Raw genomic sequence first — 554 nt, 5'->3', positions numbered from 1 at the left:
CGGCCGCGTCCAGCGCCTCCCCCACCGCCGCTCCGGTGATCACTGCCACCGCTCGGTCGTCCAGCCAGGTCACGGTCCACTCCCTGTCGATCTCTCGTCGGCGCTCGTCGCGCCCGGTGCGACCCGTGCGGGCCGCTGTTCCCGGCGGGGCGGTCGCGCAACCACCGCCCCGCCGCTTGTCCTGCTACTTGGTGATCTCGTCCCAGCCGGCCTCGAGCTCGGTCGCGAGCTGGTCGGCGTCGATCTCCTGGGCGAGGAACTTCTGGTACGCGGGCGTCGCGACCGTGTCCTTCCACTGCGCGTACGCGTCGACGAACAGGTACGGCGCCGACGTGAGGTACTGGCCGGACGAGAGGATCGTCGACCAGCCGTTCTCGTCGCCGAGCGAGGACGCCATGGCCTCCTGGGCCGACGTCGTGGCCGGGATGAGCGCGTCCGCCTCGTTGAGCGCGGCGAGGTTCTCCGTGTCGGTGAAGAACTCGATGAACTCGGCGGACTCCTCGACGTGCTCGGAGTCGATGTTCACCTACAGCGTCTGCGGGTTGGCGGCCTGC

The 554-nt window shown here is 70.2% G+C and carries 1 protein-coding gene; it reads right to left on the bottom strand.

Annotation, left to right across the window (positions count from 1 at the left end):
• Window positions 1-184: 184 nt before the first annotated feature.
• Complete coding sequence (locus G3I78_RS47270) at window positions 185-526, bottom strand: hypothetical protein (RefSeq protein ID WP_203616500.1); 342 nt, start codon at window positions 524-526, stop codon at window positions 185-187.
• Window positions 527-554 lie beyond the last annotated feature (28 nt).

The sequence above is a fragment of the Streptomyces sp. SID13726 genome, assembly GCF_010548375.1.
Classification (GTDB): Bacteria; Actinomycetota; Actinomycetes; order Streptomycetales; family Streptomycetaceae; genus Streptomyces.
The sequence above is the reverse complement of the archived record's forward strand: the minus strand, read 5'-3'. Positions and strand labels throughout refer to the sequence as shown.